Source organism: Bacillus cereus group sp. Sample62 (assembly GCF_036851315.1).
Lineage (GTDB): Bacteria > Bacillota > Bacilli > Bacillales > Bacillaceae_G > Bacillus_A > Bacillus_A wiedmannii.
In genome coordinates this window covers 1,462,671-1,479,536 of the sequence record NZ_JAFLPK010000001.1, presented here as the reverse complement: position 1 = coordinate 1,479,536, position 16,866 = coordinate 1,462,671, and the positions used below count along the sequence as shown (strand labels likewise).

Sequence of the window (16,866 nt, the reverse complement as noted above, 5' to 3'; positions counted from 1 at the left end):
TACGTATTATAAGCGAAATAGCATAAAAAATGAATAGCGGCCTTACTTAAACATTAAAGAAACAAACACAATTGAACAAATAATCCCGATTAAATCGGCAAAAAGTCCTACTTTTAATGCATCTCCCATTTTTCTAATTCCAACAGCTCCGAAGTATACTGTTAAAATATAAAAAGTCGTATCTGTACTCCCTTGCATCGTAGAAGCCAACCTTCCAATAAACGAGTCTGGCCCATATGTGGCAATTAAATCGGTCGTAATACTTAAACCAGCAGAGCCTGAAATAGGGCGGATAAGTGCTAGTGGAACAATTTCTGCTGGGACATGAATTAAATCTAACATCGGCTTCATTACTGATATCATTGCATCTAATGCACCTGAAGCTCGAAATATAGAAATAGATACAAGCATTCCAACCATAAACGGTAAAATGGAGATTGCAATTTGAATTCCTTCTTTTCCCCCCTCAACGAACGATTCATAGGTTGGCACTTTCTTTATCGTGCCATATAAAAGGATAAAACCAATTACACAAGGGATTACCCATAATGAAATTGTATTTACAATGCTCATTTTTTCCGCCCCTTCCTACTCCTTCTTCGGTAAAAATAGCGGTCAATCCAAATCGCTCCGATCATAGAGAGTACTTGTGCAATGAATGTTACCCCAACAATTTCAGTAGGATTCGCTGATTCATACGTCATTCGAATCGAAATGACAGTAGTAGGAATTAAAGTAATCGCTGATGTATTTAACGCGAGAAACGTTACCATAGAACGGCTCGCCGAATCCTTCCCTCCATTTAACTCTTTCAATTGTTCCATTGCTTTAATACCAAGAGGGGTCGCTGCATTCCCTAATCCAAAAAAGTTCGCCATCATATTCGATAAAATAAATCCCATTGACGGATGATCTTTCGGTATTTCTGGAAACAACCTTTTTACTATCGGCATAAAAAGTGACACTAACTTTTTTAACAACCCTGCTTCCTCTGCAATTTTCATTAAACCGAGCCAAAATACTAATACACTAATAAGTCCTATACAAATTGTTACTGCATCTTTTGCCCCGTCAAATACGGCTTTATTTATCGCTTCCATCGTTCCATTTATCATGGCATATACAATCCCTATGACTGCCATCGCTACCCATACGAGATTAACCATCGCTCCCAACACCTATCATATGAGAAAAAATTTCTTTCACATTATTCCAATACATTCCCGTTGTAGCTACTAACTTTCGTTTACTATAAAATAAATTCCGTTCTCCAACTTTCTCATTGCCAACATAAATTTCTGTCTTCCCAACCTTTACTCCATCTTTAAGTTTTGCACTTTTATCGAGTTCAACTTTTAATACGACATTCTTTCTTTCCTGCTCAGTTAAAGGCACCGCAAAACTATTTTTCGTATAAACATGATTGGCATATTTCTTTTCAGTTATTTCAGCAAGAGCTCCTTGTCCTACAACGTTTGTTTGCTTAAAACGTTCAAAACCTTTATCAAATAAATTCATATGATCATCCCAATCGCTAGAAGCGCTCAAAGTTACGACAATTAGATCTAGTCCATCTTTTGATGCTGTTGTAACAAGTGTCCGCCCTGCTTTCTTCGTGAAACCTGTTTTTCCTCCTGTCGCAAATTCATAATAAGACGTCACGAGTTTATGTTTGTTTTTCCACGGATAATCCCACGAATCTGATTTATACGTTTTTGTCCCAAAAATCTTCTTAAAGGTTTCGTTCCCCATTGCATACTTTGTTAAAAGTGCCATATCATAGGCTGATGAATAATGGGATCCATCTCCATCCAAACCATGTGGGTTTGAAAAATGAGTATCTTTCATTCCAATTTGTTTCGCCTTTTCATTCATTAAATATACGAACCCTTCTATACTTCCTCCTACATTTTCAGCAATTACTTGTGCTGCATCATTACCAGATCTAAGCATGAGTCCGTATACTAAATCCTCTAACTTCACTTTCTGTCCAGGCTTTAAATAAATTGCTGATCCTTCTACTCTCACCGCTTCATTACTAACCGATACCAGTTCTTTCATTTTTCCTGATTCAGCAGCTAACAAGGCTGTCATAATTTTTGTTATACTAGCAATTTTTTGTGGCTCATGTTCTGCTTTTCCGTATAATACACGACCGGACTGTTGCTCCATTAATACAGCATTTCGAGCACTGACATTACTGTTCATCTTTGCATATGTAGGAATTGGCATAACGCTTGCGTACATAATAAGAAGCGTGATTATTACACAAATTCGTCTCATATTTCCCCCCCACGTCCTTTTGGCACTTTTTGTACAAGTGTATGCTTGGCCTTTTAAAATATGAACGAAATCTCTTTCTCCTTCTAATAAAAAAGACGCAGAGAACCTGCGTCTAATACGGTGTCCATTCAATTTGTTTCGCACTTTCAAATCTTTTTTCTACATCAGGCCAATTTACAACATTCCACCAGTTTTTAATATATTCATCTTTTCGATTTTGGTATTGTAAATAATACGCATGTTCCCACACGTCTAGTACGAGGAGCGGTATCGTATCCCATTGTGTAAATAATTGATGAAGTGTACTCTGCAAAATTTCTAATCTTCCAGATCGTGGTACCCAAACGAGAAGCGCCCAGCCTGATCCTTCCACTTTAGAAGCTGCTTCTGTGAAATGTTTTTGAAAACGTAAAAAACTCCCAAAATCTTGTTCAATCTGTTGTGAAAGAGCCCCTCTTGGACTTCCGCCACCATCTTTTTTCATGTTATTCCAAAATATCGTGTGTAAGTAATGACCTGATCCATGAAAAGCCGCTTCTCTTTCCCAATGCTTAATTAAATCAAATTGATTTGTTTTTCTCGCTTCTTCCATCATCTTCTCTGCCTTATTTAATCCTTCCACGTAACTGCGATGATGTTTATCATGGTGTAACATCATAATTTCTCTAGAAACATACGGTTCTAACGCATTATACGGATAAGGTAATGGTGGAAGTGTATGTCCTCCAATTGGAACAGCTCGTTCATTATCCCCTCTTTCACATAGTTCATATTCCTCTTCTCCTTGCACAAATACTTCCTGCAAATGATGCTGAATATGTTCTACATCATCACTTATTTCATACATAAACTCTGCATCTGTATCATACTCATGCTCTTTCATACGATCTAATAACGTTTGAATTTTATAAGCAAGCATATGGACATCATACACTTCCATTGCACGGCTATCTAATACGTGAAGAACACTTTCACACCAGCTTTCTACTTCATGAAAGTAATCTGTAAATACACCTTGCTGACTCATGTTACACCTCCTTAATGCTATCCCCATAAATATATTCAAAGGAAATCCCTTATATAACTTTACAAAAGGAAAAGAAGCTAAGTCCCCTTAGCTTCTTTTTCGCAATTAATATTTGTGTAACATCTTTGTTTGGTAATCCGTCTCATAATATTCTAGTTCTTCACGCATCAATTGAAATTTTCCTTCTAAACTCTTCATCACTTGCTCTATAGATGCTGGTGGCGTTTGTTGAAAAACGATGGAGTTTTTCCCTGTATAGGCAGACCGACTATTTTCATACCAATGATCACTCTTTGGTGAGAAAAACTCTGCAATTACTTGATGATAAATTTTATATAAAATTTTCTCAGCTGCTGTTTTTCGAAATGGCTGGCTATTTAACAAAACAAAACATGCATCATGTCCTTCTTCACAAAAAACGAGAAGACGTCTTATTGATGCTAATAACCCTTTATAATATTGCTCGTTCCCTGCTGGTGTTTCTTCTAATAAAGAAGGCAACGTATGATAATTTACATAATTGGTTATCAAAGTAATAACATCTTCTAAAAACATAGAAACTTGTTCTGTTTGATTTTCAACCATTAGATTAGACATTTTTTCCCTCTCCTTTGCCATTTCACGCTATTTCTACTCTTTTATTTTTATGTAATTCAGCCAATATTTCTTGTACTTTCACCACTGTTCCCTCATCAAAATATTGTTGGAATGCTTCTATATTATTTAAATATAAACGTTTTTGCATGCGATGCTCATTCTCTTTCAGTAAACAACATATCGCTACAATATCCCGTAAATATATGTCTTGTTCTTCTACTTTACATACTGGATTTCCTTCAAAAGGAGTAATTTCTTGTAAAACTTCTTCAAAATATCGAACGTATAAAACGGAAAAAGTTTTCTCTTTATTATTTAATATATATGTCACTTCAGATCTATTAAAGAAATCTTCTGATGTATTAGGTTTTGCTTTCTCTAACTCATATCCCGCATAACCTATTATAATCATCTACTTCCCCTCACTTCCTTCTTTCAATTCATTTTAACTTAATTTTCTGACAAACGAAATACTCTTTTAAATATAACCCATATAAAAAATAGCTTCCCTATACAGGAATTTACCTTTTTATTTTTCTTGAAGTTTGTCATAATAATATTATTGTCTCAGTTTTCTTATACAAGGAGAGTTGTATTTATGTCGTTTTCATGGAAACGTTTCTTACAAATCGGGAAAATTATCTTCCCATTTGTTGTATTAACAATTGTATTCTTTCAAGCAAAAAAAGAATTAGCAGGCATTTCTTTTTTAGAAGCAATCAATACAATTAAAAACATTCCAACCGGAGGAGTCTTTTTAGCAATTACACTTGGTGCATTTGCCGTATCAACAATGTTCTTTTATGACTATGTTATGCTTCGTTATTTAAAAGCTGATATACCAGTCCAAAAGATTTTTCGTATCTCATGGATTGCTAATACTTTAAATGGATTTATTGGGTTTGGTGGTCTCGTTGGAGCTGGTGTACGCACAATGCTTTATCGTCCATACATAAAAGAAAATGGCAAACTTATTAAAAGTATCGCCTGGATGACAACTGCTTTTATTAACGGACTCGCAATTCTTTCTTTCCTCGGTCTTATTGGAATATTAGACACAAGTTTTATTTTGCATGAAAAACCGTGGCTATGGCCTGTTCTTATTTTCTTCGCCCTTTTCGTCCCTATATACATTGGCTTTTCTAAACTAAAAAATAGAAAACCAAAGCAAATCGAAGGGCAAGAAGAAGAAGGAGAAGAAGAGAAAAACCCAACTGTTTTATACTCATTAGTTTCATTAGTTGAGTGGGTATCTGCCGGTATTGTTATGTACGTCATACTAATATTATTTGGTATCGATATCGAATTTCAAAAGTTTTTAGGTGTGTATGTAATTGCTGCTTTAGCTGGTGTTGTTAGTCTTGTTCCTGGTGGACTTGGTTCATTTGATCTTGTCTTTTTAACTGGGCTCGGACAGTATGGCATTGATACAGGCGTATTACTACCTGCCATGTTATTATATCGCCTCGTCTATTATATTTTACCTTTCTGCCTTGGTCTTATTTTTGCAGCTTTTGAAATGACAGGCGTGGCCATTAAAAAGTTTGAAGATAAACCTTTTATTGCACCTGCATTAGAAACAACTGGTGTTATATGGACTTTGCAGCGTGATTTTCTAGGAAAACTAGGTTCATGGGCCTCTGCTGCTTTAACAGTATTTGCTGGATTAATGGTTATTTTATCGACCATTCTACCGACAAGTATAAACAGAGCACACGCCTTACATATTCTAGCTCCAAAACATCTTATTCAATTTTCTTTTAGCTTATCACTAACATTTGGTATTCTCCTCCTGATCCTTTCACGAGGCATATATTATGGAACAAAGCGTTCTTACTATATGACGATTATTTCTTTAATCGGAGCAGCCATCTTTAATACGCTAAAAGGAATTGATATTGAAGAAACGTTTATTTTATTAATCGTACTCGCTGTATTATATATGCTTCGTAAAAGGTTTGTACGCGAGAAAATGGAAGTCTCACTTTCTGATATGGTAAAAGTTTTTATATTCCTACTTATAACTTTATATTTATATAAAAACTTAGGTATTTTATTTGCAGGTGCAAAAGAAGCTTTTAAACCTGATTTTGTCGTCCGTAATATTACACAAGTGAAACGAAGTGCATTAGCAGCAGCCTTTTTCGTTCCTACATTTTTACTGATTGGCTCGCTCATTGCCAATCGTTATCGAAATGAATTTCCCGGGCAACCAGCTAATGATAAAAGGTTGCAAAACTTCTTAGATGAACATGACGGAAATGTACTTAGTCATTTAGGGTTTTTAGGAGATAAACAATTCTTCTTCAGTAGTGATGGGAAAGCGCTCCTTCTCTTCTCTATAACGGGAAAACGTCTTATTGTGCTAGGTGATCCAATTGGGGATCCTTCCTCCTACCGTACTGTGTTACAAGAGTTTTTAGCTGAGGCTGATCGATTTGGATACATTTGTGTATTCTACCAAATCGAAAGTAAATGGATGAGTTTATATCATGATTTTGGTTATAACTTCTTTAAGCTTGGTGAAGAAGCTGTCGTTGATTTAAATACATTTACAATAACAGGAAAAAAACGCGCCGGTATGCGAGCGACTTTCAACCGTTTTGAAAGAGAAGGCTATACATTCTCTATTCATCAGCCACCGTTCTCAAACGAATTATTTGAAGAATTAAGAAAAGTTTCAGATGCGTGGCTCGGTGGAAAAAAAGAGAAAGGTTTTTCACTCGGATACTTTGATCGTGAATATATTAGCCGTGCTCCTATCGCTACATTATCTGATGCAGATGGAAAAATCATTGCATTCACGACCTTTATGCCCGTATATCAAGACGGATCATTGTCTGTTGATTTAATGCGCTATTATCCAGATGCGCCTAGCGGCATTATGGATGCAATTTTCATCCACCTATTCCAGTGGGCCAAAGAAAATGAATACCATTCCTTTAATATTGGTATGGCACCACTTTCAAATGTAGGTTTATCGACACAATCTTTCTGGTCTGAACGGGTTGCTGCTGCCATCTTTAATAATGTTCGTTATACGTATAGTTTCAGCGGGCTACGTCATTTTAAAGAAAAATATAAACCAGCATGGAGCGGTAAATATTTAGCATTTAGAAAGAATCATTCTTTACCAATTACAATGCTTTCTGTAACAAAATTAATAGGAAAACGAAAAAACAGCTAAGCATTTAGCTGTTTTTTCGTTTTTGAACTTGTACAATAAATTCTTTTTCATATTTCTTACCATTTATATAGAAATCTCCCCATATTTTATACGTTCCTTCTACAGGAAATGTAATACGATATTGTAATTGCTCATCTGTATCAACAGGTATTGCATATAAAAAGTTTTCTCTCGTCTCATCCACGATATAGAGCGCCTCTACTTCTCCTCTCTCTGAATGTAATTTCAATTTGTCACCCTTTTTCGCTTGGAATTGAAATGTTAACGTCGCTGGTTCATTTGGATGCAATGCACCAAATAAAAGAGAAACTTCATACTCCCCTATTTTTTTTGTAAGTACACTATCGATTGAAAATTTTACTTTTTTCTTATTTTCCTCCTCTATTTCTCTCCCAAAATCTTTCTTCGCAAATGATTTCACAGATTTGTTTTTGTCTTCATATAAAAATATTGTATATCCTTCATCTTTCGCTATTTTGGAAGATACCTTATAGGATCCATTTCCTGCAAATGTAGGTTTCATTTGTTGTACATGCTTTAATTGTCCGTCTACAATAACTGCCCGAATTTGATCATTCACACCACGAACTTCGTTATTTTTATTATTTAGTAATTGAAATGAAATATCTACTTTCTCATTTCCTTTTCCATTTGACACATCCCATTTTACTTCCTGAACATCACCTACAGTCTCTGTAGTTTCCTGATACTTTTTTATGTAAAATCCTCCTACCACAATAAATAGCAAAGCAACAAGTCCAATGACAAGATTTTTCAAAACATCACCTACCATTTTTATTGTCTCTGTTCATACAAAACTTCTTACATATATATTCTAGATTATGATTTATGAAATCCTCCTGCTTTGCACATATTACAAATAATTAAAAGATTTTAATTGAAAGGATTGATAGTGTATAATGCAAATGATATTGATTTCTATCAATACATTATAAGGAGGACTTTTCATGAGTGTACATATTGAAGCAAAACAAGGCGAAATTGCTGAATCTATTCTATTACCTGGTGATCCATTACGTGCAAAATATATCGCTGAAACATTTCTAGAGGACGTTACTTGCTATAATAACGTGCGTGGTATGTTAGGTTTCACTGGAACTTATAAAGGAAAACGCGTATCTGTTCAAGGTACAGGTATGGGTGTTCCTTCTATTTCTATTTATGTAAACGAATTAATCCAAAGCTACGGAGTTAAAAATTTAATTCGCGTTGGAACTTGCGGTGCGATTCAAAAAGACGTAAAAGTACGTGACGTTATTATTGCAATGACAGCTTGTACGGATTCTAATATGAACCGTTTAACATTCCCAGGTTTTGATTTTGCACCAGCTGCAAACTTTGACCTTTTAAAGAAAGCTTACGATGCTGGAACTGAAAAAGGCTTACACGTTCGTGTTGGTAACGTTTTAACAGCAGATGTATTTTACCGCGAAAGCATGGACATGGTTAAAAAACTTGGAGATTACGGTGTACTAGCAGTAGAAATGGAAACAACTGCTCTTTACACATTAGCAGCGAAATACGGTGTAAATGCGTTATCTGTATTAACAGTAAGCGATCACATTTTCACTGGTGAAGAAACAACATCTGAAGAGCGTCAAACTACATTTAACGAAATGATTGAAATTGCTTTAGATGCAGCAATTCAACAATAATACATTAAAGAACTCGTCATACGTCTGTCGAGTTCTTTTTATGTGACCTTTTATAAAAAACTACTTTCGGAAGAGACAGATTTTCTCCTCTACTTTTTTGTAACGTTTGTTATAATAAAGAAATCATTTACAGTATTTCTCACAAGAGGTGACACAGTGAAAAACAGAAGTATCGTCTTTAAACTATTTTTATTAACATCAACATTATTTACAATCATCTTCCTTCTCTTTTTCTTAGGACAATCTCTATTTTTAGAGAAATTTTATATTAATAAAAAAGTAAAAACTGTTCAAACTGCTTTTGAAAAGTTCGTAGATAATTACGAAAAAAGTGGTAAAAGTTATGAGGAGATTAGAAAACTAAAACAAGAATTTCATGATAAAACAAATGCTGAAATGCAATTTTTAGATTCTAATGGCATTATTAAAAGTGACACCAATTACTACATTGATGTAATTAATCCTAAAAATAATGAAACATATTACATTCCACTCAATAATCTTTTAACGCCCGAAGAATATAATAAATTCGAAAACTTAGGATTAAAAAAAGATGGTATGATAAACGTCGTCGGTTTGGTACAAGGCAAATCAATAACACCACTAGAATTGACAACAAATTATAATCGATGGCAAAACGAACGTATCAATTCAGATTTTTCATCCATTAATGGAAATCCTGCTAAAAATAGAATTACAAGCCGATCCAGATCTGTGACTCAAATTGAGTTTACTGGTATCGTATCTAAGTTACAGCTTCCATCAAAAGTCGAGGTTCGTCTTGCAAATGATTTTGAAACATTACAAGCCGTTCAATATTTTGCAGAGATTATTAGAAATGGCACTGCTAACTCGCACCAATTAAACACTTATATAATAGATGGTGGAGAGAATATAAAAAATAGTATCTTTGTAAAACCTATTGTGGAAAATGGAAAAATTACAGAATACGCTTTTGCGATAGCATCTTTACAACCTGTTAATGAAGCGATGCTCGTTTTAAAGGATTATTATGTCTATGCCTTAATCATCGTATTTCTCGTAATTATTTTATTATCCTTCTACTACTCAAAAATCATTGTGAAACCATTAATTAAAATGAATCGAGTTACAAAGAAAATGGCCAATTTTGATTTTAGCGAGAAATTACCTGTAACAGCAGACGATGAAATTGGTGGGCTTTCCGGTAGTATTAATACGTTATCTGTAAACTTAAAAGACCGAATCGATCGATTAAATGTTGCCAATACAAAATTACAACAAGACATTGAACGTGAACGTCAATTAGAGAAAACGCGAAAAGAATTCATTTCTGGTGTATCACACGAATTAAAAACACCACTTAGTGTAATTAGAAGTTTCGCAGAAGGAATTAAAGATGGCGTTAGTAAAGATACGACGTATTACACAGATGTTATTTTAGAAGAAACAGAAAACATGAACAGACTTATTATTGAAATGTTAGAATTAGCAAAACTAGAATCTGGTACGTACAAACTAGATATGACGACATTCTCAATCGGTGAATTAATTCAACAAGTCTATACAAAGTTATTATTTAGCATGGAGGAAAAGCATTTACAAGTAAACGTAGATGTAGACTCTTCTATATTCGTTAAAGCGAATCGTAGTCGTATTGAGCAAGTCGTTGTGAACTTACTTAGCAATGCAATTCGCTATACGCCCGATGAAGAAAAAATACAAGTCTCCGTTATAGCACTGGAAGATACCGTAAAAATCGAAATCGAAAACACAGGAAACCCTATCCCTGAAGAAAGTCTTGAAAAAATTTGGGATCGTTTCTACCGTTTAGATGCATCTCGTAGCCGTCATACTGGAGGTACCGGTCTCGGGTTATCTATTGTAAAAAATATTTTAGACCTCCACCATGCCGAGTACGGTGTATATAACACGACTAATAGTGTTGTATTCTACTTTAATTTACAAAAAGTAAAAGAAGTCAAATAATTTGTCTTAATTTCACTAGGAGTTCACATGAAATTCACACTCTCCCTTTATAGTAAGAAACAAGTTAATCCTTTCCTTTACACACATAAAAGAGGAGAGTGCGTGAAATGAAACAAGCAGGACAACCTATTCAAAATGAAAAACAATTAGAAACTATCAAAAATATACTTTTACAATCTTCGAAACGTGATGGCTTATTATTCGTATTAGCTGTAAATTCTGGCTTAAAAGTAAGTGAAATCTTACAATTAAAAGTTAGTGATGTAATCGATGAACATGAAAATGTTCGCCATTCCATTTTATTTTACAATGAAAAAGTAAAGAAACATAAATGGTTTGCTGTAAATGAAGACTTACAGCACGCGATCGAAGACTACATGAAAGAACGTAAAACTTGGAAACGTAATGAACCATTATTAAAGTCTCAAAAAGGAACAAAATCTATTACGAGACAACATGCATGGTACATTTTAAACAAAGCTGCAAAAGAAGTTGGATTAGAAGGGATTAGCTCACATACACTTCGAAAAACTTGGGGATATTGCGCATACAAATCAGGTGTTGATATCGCATTTTTACAACACTTCTTTGATCATAGTACTCCATCAAAAACTTTAAAGTATATCGGTATTGCTTAATAACTCTTATACATAAAAAAGGTTACCATTTATAAATGGTAACCTTTTTTATGTTTCACATTCTCTTTTCTTGTCTCTCCTATATTGTAGTGGTACTCTAATAGTAAGGGGGAGAAATTATGAACACATTAACAATTGAATTACCGAAAGAAACGGCTGAAAAACTTGATTTATTAAAACAAGCTTATGAAAAGAAAACAGGTGCTTCCATTTCTGAGAGTACTCTTGTTCAAACACTTATCTCAAAAGAATTTATCCAAGCGATAACTCCTTTTGATTTACAACAATTCGTCACTGGAAAAGAACAGCATTAATTGCTGTTCTTTTTTTTGATACTTTATCAGGAGTTTACTAGCATTCTGCCCCGAAAAACTTCTTTGCTTCAGCCAAACCTTTTATCAGGAATATTTCTACCCGTTACTGTCTCATAAAAAGTTTTTTATTTATTTTTCGGAAAACTATTGACAATGATAATGATAACCATTATCATTTATTACGAAGCCAACAATTGATGAATCAACCAAACGCTCAGTAACATTGTTACCCCTCTTTTTCATATAGAAAGGCACTGTACATTCCCCCTGTTTGTACAGTGCCTTTCTTGTTTATTATCATTCAAACAAATTTAATTGTTCGGGCTTCGGCTCACCATATGTAATGTCCATCATTTTCATAAGCTGTTTCGCATTATCCGCTGCATCTCCGCCCGAATTATTGTTAAATAATACATATATATCCTTTGTCTTCTTTTTTAATTGCTCTAGTCTTTCTACCCATTCTTCTAATTCTTTATTGTTGTAGCGATATAAGCAACGAACCGCTCTCCAATTTTCCCCTTTATCAAGCCATCCATGAACATTCCTACCGTGAAAACGTATAAGTGCCATGTCTGAATTTGTAGCCTCTAACACGAGTGGTACCGATCCTATTCCAGCCTGTGGTTCATCACAAATTGTATGAATCCATTTCCCCTGTTTTAGAAACTGTATCGTCTTATCTTTCATTTCGGGATAAAACCATGTTTGATTTCGAAATTCTATGGCACACGGTAAACCTTCCATTTTTTCTTTCGTATATCGAAGAAAATCCACATTTTTCTTTTTACAATCAAACCATGGGGGATATTGAAATAAAATCATTTTTAATTTATCGGCTTCTATTAAAGGCAGAATAGATTGTTTGTACACATCAAACATCTCATCAAACGTAGAAAAAGGGATTTCACCTTTCATATGTCCTGTCATTCCTTGATATGCTTTTACTATAAAGGCAAAATCTTTCGGTGTTTCCATTGCCCATTTTGTATAGTTTCGTGCAGGTTGCATCGCATAAAATGAACTATCCACTTCCACTATAGGAAAATACTCACTATATGTTCGTAATTTATTTCTATTTTCATAGGGATCTATATATAAAGAATCATGATCTCCCCACCCTGTCACTCCAATGAAAAGCAAATATATCCCTCCTTTTTAACTTCACCTTCTATTCATTCTACTCACTTCCCGAACACTTCAGCTAATCAATTTTATTAAGTAGCCCCTTCTTTAAGAGTATCCGTATAAAAATATGATATACTAGATGGAAGAATTTTTAAATTGAGGGGTTATTTATTTATGCTTCCAAACGATGATATTGTATCTCATGAAAAACGAATAGAAGAATTAGAAAATAAAGTACGTTTTTATGAAGAACTTGTGAATCAATTACCACATCATTTCACATACAAAAATCCACATATTGGTTTACAAATAAAGAAAACGAGAACGACTCATTCCATTCAAAACATAAAAAAAGAGAATAAAGAGGCTGATTTTCAACTTACTTGCGATTCATTATTTTTATTTGAGCAACTTGAAACATACTTTATTCATATTTTTGATGCTTTTTCACATCATGTAACCTTTGTTGATGCTAAAGGAAATATCACTTTATGTAACCAAGCTGCAGCAGATGATTTTGGTGTAGTACGAAATGATATAATCGGAAAGCCAATTCAACAATTACTACAATTGCCAGAAGAAAAAATTAAAGCTCTTGAAACATTAAGAACGGGAACAGAAATATATAATGAAGAAGTTTTAGACAAAAACTATGGCATTTTAAATAACCGAATTATTCGTGATTATAACGGAGAGATTTTTAGAGTTATTAGTGTCTTTCATTATTTAAACACAGAACGTGATGCAGAGAAATTTTCGTTAGCAGGGCGAATTGCAGCTGGGATTGCACATGAAGTACGTAATCCTCTTACAACCGTACGAGGTTATTTACAATTTTTACAAGAAAATAATTCTCCATCTAATAAAGAATTATTTAAAAACTTACTTATTCCTGAATTAGACCGCGCAAATAGTATTATTACAAAATTTTTAGCTATTTCAAAAACACGCGAATTTACAAGAGAACCGTTTCCTATTAATACATTTTTACGTGAGTATATTCAACAGTTACTAGCTAGTGAAGTCTTTTTACATAACATTTCAATTGATTATAATTTTTCTACCGAATTAGATGATGTATTAGTCCATATTGATCGTCATGAACTTGTGCAAGTTTTTTTAAATCTATTTCAGAACGCTGTCGATGCTCAAGGCGAAAAAAAACTTTCTATCCAAATTACTAGTTATCGCCTAGATAACTTTGTTCGTATTATTTTCACTGATAATGGAATTGGTATTCCACCAGCCATTCAAGAGTATATCTTTGATCCATTCTTCTCAACAAAAGATTCGGGCACAGGACTGGGCTTGTCAGTAACGAAGAAAATTATTCAAAATCATAACGGTACATTAAAAATGACCAGTAATCAAGATGGTACAACTTTCACTATTTCAATTCCAATTTTACCTAAAACAACTCTTGAAAGATTAAATGAATATAAATGAGGTAATCCTCCACAAACTGCATGCTAATTGTTAGACACTCCTAACAATTAGCATGCAGTTTTTTATATTGAATTTTTCTTCTTTACATTATATAAAGCTTTCTCTAGACCTTACTTATTTTTACTAGGTGGGCCAATTTCTTATTTTTTTAGAAATGGTAGTTTGTCCATCACGAATTTAGTATAAATTTCATTTTAATATATAGTAACGACTATTGATTCTATGAAAGAAAGGAATGAACAAATGAACAATAAAAATAAAGGAAAAGTATTTTATGGTAATGATTGTTGCGAAGTCAGAGCTTGTAGTCATATTAACATCTCTAAGTCCGAACTTACAGAATTTGTTAGACTGCTTCAAGCTCTTGGTCAAGCTATTCAAGCGGTCTTTCAAAACCCTTCTCAAAACAATATCAATAACTTGATTGCTGCCCTAAATAACCTACAAAAATTCCTCAATTGCTTAGATTTGTCTCCAGCACAAAAACAAATTGGAAATTCTATTATTGCTAATCTATTAACTATTTTAAGAACAACACCTTTCTCATGCGGAGCATTGTACGTTGAGCTACAAAGCCTGCTTAATTATTTATTGTATATCGCTAAGTTATTCAAAGTAGATTGTTGTACGATCGACAAACTAGTTAGACTTATAACAGAGATCCAAACTATTCTAGTTCAATACGGATCAGGTTGCCTTGGAGGCGGAGGAGCAACAGGGGCTACTGGCGCTACTGGTGCAACAGGGGCTACCGGACCTCGAGGACCGGCGGGTGCTCAAGGTGCTACTGGACCTCAAGGACCGGCTGGCGCTCAAGGCGCTACTGGACCTCAAGGACCTCAAGGTGCTCAGGGACCAGCAGGTGTTCAAGGCGCTACTGGACCTCAAGGACCTCAAGGTATTCAAGGTCCAGCTGGCGCAACAGGGGCAACTGGTGCTACTGGTGCTCAAGGTCCAGCTGGCGCAACAGGTGCTACTGGTGCTCAAGGTGCTACCGGCGCTCAAGGTGCTACTGGTGCTCAAGGTCCAGCGGGTGCTCAAGGTGCTACTGGTGCTCAAGGTCCAGCGGGTGCTCAAGGTGCTACTGGTGCTCAAGGTCCAGCCGGCGCTCAAGGTGCTACTGGTGCTCAAGGTCCAGCGGGTGCTCAAGGTGCTACTGGTGCTCAAGGTCCAGCGGGTGCTCAAGGTGCTACTGGTGCTCAAGGTCCAGCGGGTGCTCAAGGTGCTACTGGTGCTCAAGGTCCAGCGGGTGCTCAAGGTGCTACTGGTGCTCAAGGTCCAGCGGGTGCTCAAGGTGCTACTGGTGCTCAAGGTCCAGCCGGCGCTCAAGGTGCTACCGGCGCTCAAGGTGCTACTGGTGCTCAAGGTCCAGCGGGTGCTCAAGGTGCTACTGGCGCTCAAGGTGCTACTGGTGCTCAAGGTCCGGCTGGCGCTCAAGGTGCTACTGGTGCTCAAGGTCCGGCTGGCGCAACAGGTGCTACCGGCGCTCAAGGTGCTACTGGTGCTCAAGGTGCTACTGGCGCAACAGGAGCAGCGGGTACTCCAATTCCTGTAACTATCGCAGCTATCGGCAACTCAAATCCACAAACTATATCCCCTGGAACAAACATCCAATTTAATCAAGTTTTTGAATTAACTAATATCTCTTTCAACGATACTTCAGATACTTTAACAGTTTTAGAAACAGGCGTATATGATATTAGTTTCTCAGCATCTACAACTTTCCCAGGATCTTCACCATTTGGATTCGGTATTTCATTCAATGGCCAACCACCTAATCGTAATTTCTCAACTAACGTTATCGGTAGTGCTGTTTCTTTCTCTACAATCGTTACTTTACAAGCTGGTACAACGATTGCTGTACAGCCTACAGCAAACACTATTTCTATTCCTAACACAGGTGATACAACTGCAACACTATCCGTATTCCGAATTTACTAATTTTCAATCAATAAGTATATTTATAATAATATGTATCGTTTAACCGTGCATTAAATCTCTCTTTATATAGAAAGGAGCACTTATTTGGGAGGATAAGTGCTCCTTCTTTACGTTTCTTTACCTCAAATTTACTCTGTCTTAATCCTCATTTTGTATGATAAATAGTGAAGTCAAAGATATGAAAGAGGGATGAAAATGAGAGTTATGTCACTAATACGCATTTGGTTTGCTCTTATGGTATGCATTATTTTATGTGTAGGATTTTTTTTAACTCTAAAATATTCCACTATATCAAAAGCAGAGAGAAAAACTGTTCCATACAAACTTTTGTATACAAAACAAAGCAACATCCCTTATTCCAATACCACAAAGAATGAAAAAAAGGTTATAAAAGGAATGCTTATTACGAAAGCTTCTAGTTCCGAAGCGTTACTTCAAATTGCTGAAACGATTAAAGATCAGTATACAAATAAAAAAATCGATGAAATCACACTTTCTATCCACAATGAAAATAATGGTAATTACGAAGAAGAATTACTTTACGAGCCTATTAGTAAAGGAAAAATAATCGTCACATACGATTCTCAATCCTTTGGCAGTACAAATGTTACACTTAACGAGTAATACTATTTATCCCAATTGATATGGGCTAACAACTCGT

Annotated in this window: 16 protein-coding genes; 8 read left to right on the top strand and 8 right to left on the bottom strand. The window is 35.3% G+C overall.

The window, feature by feature from the left end; all coding sequences use genetic code 11:
- Positions 1-42 precede the first annotated feature (42 nt).
- The 6 genes from spmB to J0835_RS07470 form a co-directional block, all read right to left on the bottom strand.
- Positions 43-573, bottom strand: coding sequence for a spore maturation protein SpmB (spmB, locus tag J0835_RS07495; protein ID WP_000029511.1), 531 nt, complete (start codon positions 571-573; stop codon positions 43-45).
- Positions 570-1,166: a spore maturation protein SpmA gene (spmA, locus tag J0835_RS07490; RefSeq protein ID WP_000247806.1), complete on the bottom strand. Its 597-nt coding sequence runs from the start codon at positions 1,164-1,166 to the stop codon at positions 570-572. Before spmA ends, spmB begins: the two co-directional genes overlap by 4 nt.
- Positions 1,159-2,283 (bottom strand): D-alanyl-D-alanine carboxypeptidase DacB, encoded by a 1,125-nt coding sequence (gene dacB / locus J0835_RS07485; protein WP_087979966.1) that lies wholly within the window; start codon positions 2,281-2,283, stop codon positions 1,159-1,161. Before dacB ends, spmA begins: the two co-directional genes overlap by 8 nt.
- Before the next feature lie 112 nt (positions 2,284-2,395).
- Complete coding sequence (locus tag J0835_RS07480) at positions 2,396-3,310, bottom strand: superoxide dismutase (protein WP_087979965.1); 915 nt, start codon at positions 3,308-3,310, stop codon at positions 2,396-2,398.
- A gap of 105 nt (positions 3,311-3,415) precedes the next feature.
- Positions 3,416-3,907 (bottom strand): YpuI family protein, encoded by a 492-nt coding sequence (locus J0835_RS07475; RefSeq protein ID WP_016088674.1) that lies wholly within the window; start codon positions 3,905-3,907, stop codon positions 3,416-3,418.
- A gap of 22 nt (positions 3,908-3,929) precedes the next feature.
- Positions 3,930-4,319: a hypothetical protein gene (locus tag J0835_RS07470; RefSeq protein WP_087979964.1), complete on the bottom strand. Its 390-nt coding sequence runs from the start codon at positions 4,317-4,319 to the stop codon at positions 3,930-3,932.
- A gap of 186 nt (positions 4,320-4,505) precedes the next feature.
- On the opposite strand from J0835_RS07470, the gene mprF reads away from it, so the two are divergent.
- The gene (gene mprF, locus J0835_RS07465; RefSeq protein ID WP_087979963.1) at positions 4,506-7,094 is read left to right on the top strand and encodes a bifunctional lysylphosphatidylglycerol flippase/synthetase MprF; all 2,589 of its coding nucleotides are present in this window, start codon (positions 4,506-4,508) and stop codon (positions 7,092-7,094) included.
- A 4-nt stretch (positions 7,095-7,098) separates the two neighbouring features.
- Here mprF and J0835_RS07460 read toward each other — a convergent pair whose 3' ends face one another.
- Positions 7,099-7,887 carry a hypothetical protein gene (locus tag J0835_RS07460; RefSeq protein ID WP_140386714.1) on the bottom strand — a complete coding sequence of 263 codons (789 nt, stop codon included), beginning with the start codon at positions 7,885-7,887 and terminating at the stop codon, positions 7,099-7,101.
- A 175-nt stretch (positions 7,888-8,062) separates the two neighbouring features.
- Here J0835_RS07460 and deoD point away from each other — a divergent pair, with 175 nt between their 5' ends.
- From deoD to J0835_RS07440, 4 genes are all read left to right on the top strand, one after another.
- Positions 8,063-8,770 carry a purine-nucleoside phosphorylase gene (gene deoD / locus J0835_RS07455; protein ID WP_000110707.1) on the top strand — a complete coding sequence of 236 codons (708 nt, stop codon included), beginning with the start codon at positions 8,063-8,065 and terminating at the stop codon, positions 8,768-8,770.
- A 156-nt stretch (positions 8,771-8,926) separates the two neighbouring features.
- Positions 8,927-10,738, top strand: coding sequence for a sensor histidine kinase (locus J0835_RS07450; RefSeq protein ID WP_087979962.1), 1,812 nt, complete (start codon positions 8,927-8,929; stop codon positions 10,736-10,738).
- 107 nt (positions 10,739-10,845) lie between these two features.
- Positions 10,846-11,376, top strand: coding sequence for a tyrosine-type recombinase/integrase (locus tag J0835_RS07445; RefSeq protein ID WP_000806231.1), 531 nt, complete (start codon positions 10,846-10,848; stop codon positions 11,374-11,376).
- Between the two features lie 119 nt (positions 11,377-11,495).
- Positions 11,496-11,690, top strand: coding sequence for a DUF3924 domain-containing protein (locus J0835_RS07440; RefSeq protein ID WP_001094861.1), 195 nt, complete (start codon positions 11,496-11,498; stop codon positions 11,688-11,690).
- Between the two features lie 297 nt (positions 11,691-11,987).
- Here the strand turns inward: J0835_RS07440 and J0835_RS07435 are convergent, their stop codons facing one another.
- The gene (locus J0835_RS07435) at positions 11,988-12,833 is read right to left on the bottom strand and encodes a DUF72 domain-containing protein (RefSeq protein WP_087979961.1); all 846 of its coding nucleotides are present in this window, start codon (positions 12,831-12,833) and stop codon (positions 11,988-11,990) included.
- Between the two features lie 159 nt (positions 12,834-12,992).
- On the opposite strand from J0835_RS07435, the gene J0835_RS07430 reads away from it, so the two are divergent.
- The 3 genes from J0835_RS07430 to J0835_RS07420 all read left to right on the top strand — a co-directional run bounded on the left by J0835_RS07430 (position 12,993) and on the right by J0835_RS07420 (position 16,829).
- Positions 12,993-14,264 carry an ATP-binding protein gene (locus J0835_RS07430; protein ID WP_087979960.1) on the top strand — a complete coding sequence of 424 codons (1,272 nt, stop codon included), beginning with the start codon at positions 12,993-12,995 and terminating at the stop codon, positions 14,262-14,264.
- 243 nt (positions 14,265-14,507) lie between these two features.
- On the top strand, positions 14,508-16,205 hold the full coding sequence (locus J0835_RS07425) for a Gly-Xaa-Xaa repeat protein (RefSeq protein ID WP_333728116.1): 1,698 nt from the start codon (positions 14,508-14,510) through the stop codon (positions 16,203-16,205).
- A gap of 195 nt (positions 16,206-16,400) precedes the next feature.
- Positions 16,401-16,829 carry a hypothetical protein gene (locus J0835_RS07420; RefSeq protein WP_001265570.1) on the top strand — a complete coding sequence of 143 codons (429 nt, stop codon included), beginning with the start codon at positions 16,401-16,403 and terminating at the stop codon, positions 16,827-16,829.
- The last annotated feature ends 37 nt before the right edge of the window (positions 16,830-16,866 follow it).